Here is a 3,571-nt window from a genome sequence, read left to right as displayed (position 1 = left end):
GACGGGCGCCGTCCACACCCGCGACGACGCGGCCTCGGCGCACACCCGCCGCGCCGACGAGGTCCGCGCGCTGCCCGGTGAGGGCGTCGCCGGCTACCTCGACGCGGACGCGCTGCTCGCCGCCGCGAAGGACGCCGGTGCCACCGCCGTCCACCCCGGCTACGGCTTCCTGAGCGAGAACGCCGGTTTCGCCGCGCGCTGCGCCGCCGCCGGGCTGGTCTTCGTCGGGCCGCGCCCGGAACTGCTGGAGCTGTTCGGCGACAAGACGCGGTCGCGGGAATTGGCGCGCGAGGCGGGCGTGCCGGTGACGCCCGGCACGGGCGGCGCGGTGAGCCTCGCCGACGCCGAGGCGTTCGCGCGCGAGCACGGCCCCGTGATGCTGAAGGCCCTCGCGGGCGGCGGGGGACGCGGCATGCGCGTCGTCGCGGAACCGGTGGAGATGGCCGCCGCGTACGAGCGGTGCCGGTCGGAGGCGCTCGCCTCGTTCGGCAGCGGCGACCTGTACGCCGAGAAGTACGTGCCGCGCGCCCGCCACATCGAAGTGCAGGTCGCCGGGGACGGGACCGGCGCCGTCACGCACCTGTGGGAGCGCGACTGCAGCGTCCAGCGGCGCCACCAGAAGCTGATCGAGATCGCGCCCGCCCCCGCGCTGCCCGGCGAGGTCCGGGACGCACTGCTGGACGCGGCGCTCCGCATGGCCGCCCGCGTCCGCTACGACAGCCTCGGCACGTTCGAGTTCCTCGTGGCGGGCGAGGAATTCTGGTTCCTGGAGGCCAACCCCCGGCTCCAGGTCGAGCACACCGTGACCGAGGAGATCACCGGTGCTGATCTGGTGAAGACGCAGATCAGGCTCGCGCTGGGGGAGGACCTCGCCGATGTCGGCCTGGAGGTGCCGCCGACCGCGTCGGGTTGCGCCGTTCAGGTGCGCGTGAACACCGAGACGATCGACGCGGACGGCACGCCCCGTCCCCGTGCCGGGACGCTGACCGCGTTCGCGCCGCCGTCCGGCCCGGGTGTCCGCGTCGACACCTACGGATATGCCGGATACCGCACCAGCCTGCGCTACGACCCGCTGCTCGCCAAGGTGATCGCCCGCGCGGAGGACCTGCCGTCCGCCGCCGCGCGGGCGCATGGCGCGCTCGGCGAGTTCGAGATCGCGGGCGTGGCCACGAGCATCCCGCTGCTCCAGGGGATCCTGCGGCATCCGGAGTTCACGTCCGGTGGCGTCGACACGTCCTTCATCGCCGAGCATCTGCCGGAGTTGCTGGAGAGCGAGCACCGCCGCTACTACCCCGAGACCGCCGCGCACGCCGAGGAACCGGAGGCCGTCGTAGTGCCGGACGCGCCGCCCGGCACGGTCGCCGTCCCAGCGCCCATGCAGGGGACGGTCGTGAGCGTCGAGGTGGCCGAGGGCGACCTGGTCAGGGCCGGGGCACCGGTGCTGATCCTTGAGGCGATGAAGATGGAGCACGTCGTCCACGCCGGGCAGGCGGGCGTCGTCCGGGCCCTGGCCGCCGCGTCCGGGGACACCGTCGCCGAGGGCGCCCCGCTGCTGTTCGTCGAACCCGCCGAGATGGACGGCGACCACACCGCGGAGGAGGACGAGGCCGACCTCGACGCGATCCGCGCCGACCTCGCCGAGACCCTGCGGCGGCACCAGATCGGCCTCGACGCGTCCCGTCCGGAGGCGGTCGCCAAGCGGCACGCGCGCGGCCACCGCACCGCCCGCGAGAACATCGACGACCTGTGCGACCCCGGCACGTTCGCCGAGTACGGCGCCCTCGCGATCGCCGCGCAGCGGCAGCGGCGGTCGATGGACGACCTGATCGAGCGCACCCCGGCCGACGGCATGGTGTGCGGCATCGGGGACGTGAACGGCGAGAAGGCCGTCGTCATGTCCTACGACTACATGGTCCTGGCCGGGACGCAGGGCCACCAGAACCACCGCAAGACCGACCGGATGCTCGACATCGCGCACCGCCGCCGCCTGCCCCTCGTCCTGTTCGCCGAGGGCGGCGGGGGACGGCCCGGCGACACCGACACCTCGTCGGTCTCCGGCCTGGACGTGACGACCTTCCACGCGATGGGGCGGCTCAGCGGCGTCGTCCCGTCCGTCGGGATCGCGTCCGGGCGCTGCTTCGCCGGGAACGCGGCCCTGCTCGGCTGCTGCGACGTCATCATCGCCACCCGCGACGCCAACATCGGCATGGGCGGCCCCGCCATGATCGAGGGCGGCGGCCTCGGCGTGTTCGCGCCGGAGGAGATCGGCCCGATCGGCGACCAGGAGCCGAACGGCGTCGTCGACATCGTCGTGGACGACGAGGCGGAGGCCGTCGACGCCGCCCGCCGGTACCTGTCCTACTTCCAGGGCCCGCAGGACGAGTGGACCTGCGACGACCAGCGCGTGCTGCGGCACGTCGTCCCGGAGAACCGGATGCGCGCCTACGACGTCCGCCGCGCCATCGGCCACCTCGCCGACAGCGGGTCGGTGCTGGAGCTGCGCCGCGCGTTCGGGATCGGGATCATCACCGCGCTGGTGCGGATCGAGGGCCGTCCGATGGGCCTCATCGCCAGCAATCCGGCGCACCTCGGCGGCGCCATCGACCGCGACGCGGCCGACAAGGCCGCCCGCTTCCTCCAACTGTGCGACGCCCACGGCCTCCCGGTCGTCTCCCTGTGCGACACGCCCGGCTTCATGGTCGGCCCCGACGCCGAGCGGACCGCGACCGTCCGGCATTTCAGCCGGCTGTTCGTCATCGGCGCGAACCTGCGCGTCCCGGTCATCACGATCGTGCTGCGCAAGGGCTACGGGCTCGGCGCGCAGGCCATGGCGGGCGGCGGGTTCAAGGCGCCGCTCGCGACCGTCGCGTGGCCGACGGGCGAGATCGGCGGCATGGGCCTGGAGGGCGCCGTCCGGCTCGGCTTCCGCAAGGAGCTGGCCGCCGCCGAGGACCCGGAGGCGCTGTTCGAGCAGATGGTCGCCGCCGCCTACGAGTACGGCAAGGCGCTGCACGCGGCCACGGTGTTCGAGCTGGACGATGTCATCGACCCCGCCGACACGCGCCGCTGGATCACCACGGTGTTCGCCGGAGCCCCGCCGGTCGAGGACCGGCCCCGGCCGTGGATCGACACGTGGTGACGCCGAGGTAGGCGTCCCGGACTCGCGAGTCCGCGCGGACCTCGGCCGGCGCCCCCGCCGCGATCACCCTGCCGCCGTCCAGGACGTGCAGGACGTCGCAGACGCCCAGCAGCGGCTCAAGATCCCGCTCGACCACCAGGACCGCCAGACCCTCGGCGGCCAGGTCGCGCAGCAGCACCTCCAGGGCGCGCGCGTACCGTTCCGGCAGGCCCGCCCACGGCTCGTCCAGCAGCAGCACGGCCGGGTCGGCGGTGAGGGCTCGCGCCAGCCCGGTCAGCAGCGCCACGCCGGGCGGCGCCGTCCCCGCGCACCGCTCCGCGTACTCCTCGATGCCGACGCGGGCGATGACAGCGGCGGGCGCGGGCCCGCGTCGCGCCGGGCGTCGAAACGGCAGCGCCACGCCGGGCGGCGCCGTCCGGCCCGGCGCGACGC

Annotated in this window: 1 protein-coding gene and 1 pseudogene; one reads left to right on the top strand and one right to left on the bottom strand. The window is 74.7% G+C overall.

What is annotated here, in order from left to right; translation table 11 throughout:
* Window positions 1–3,139: carboxyl transferase domain-containing protein (locus HUX53_RS35365; protein ID WP_176407632.1), on the top strand; the 3,139-nt coding region annotated here is incomplete at its 5' end.
* Here HUX53_RS35365 and HUX53_RS35360 read toward each other — a convergent pair.
* Window positions 3,072–3,571 (bottom strand): annotated as a pseudogene (locus HUX53_RS35360) (hypothetical protein); the annotation flags it as partial. The gene HUX53_RS35365 and the pseudogene HUX53_RS35360 sit on opposite strands and share 68 nt — an antisense overlap.

This window comes from Actinomadura sp. BRA 177 (genome assembly GCF_013372625.1).
Classification (GTDB): Bacteria; Actinomycetota; Actinomycetes; order Streptosporangiales; family Streptosporangiaceae; genus Spirillospora.
The sequence above is the reverse complement of the archived record's forward strand: the minus strand, read 5'-3'. Positions and strand labels throughout refer to the sequence as shown.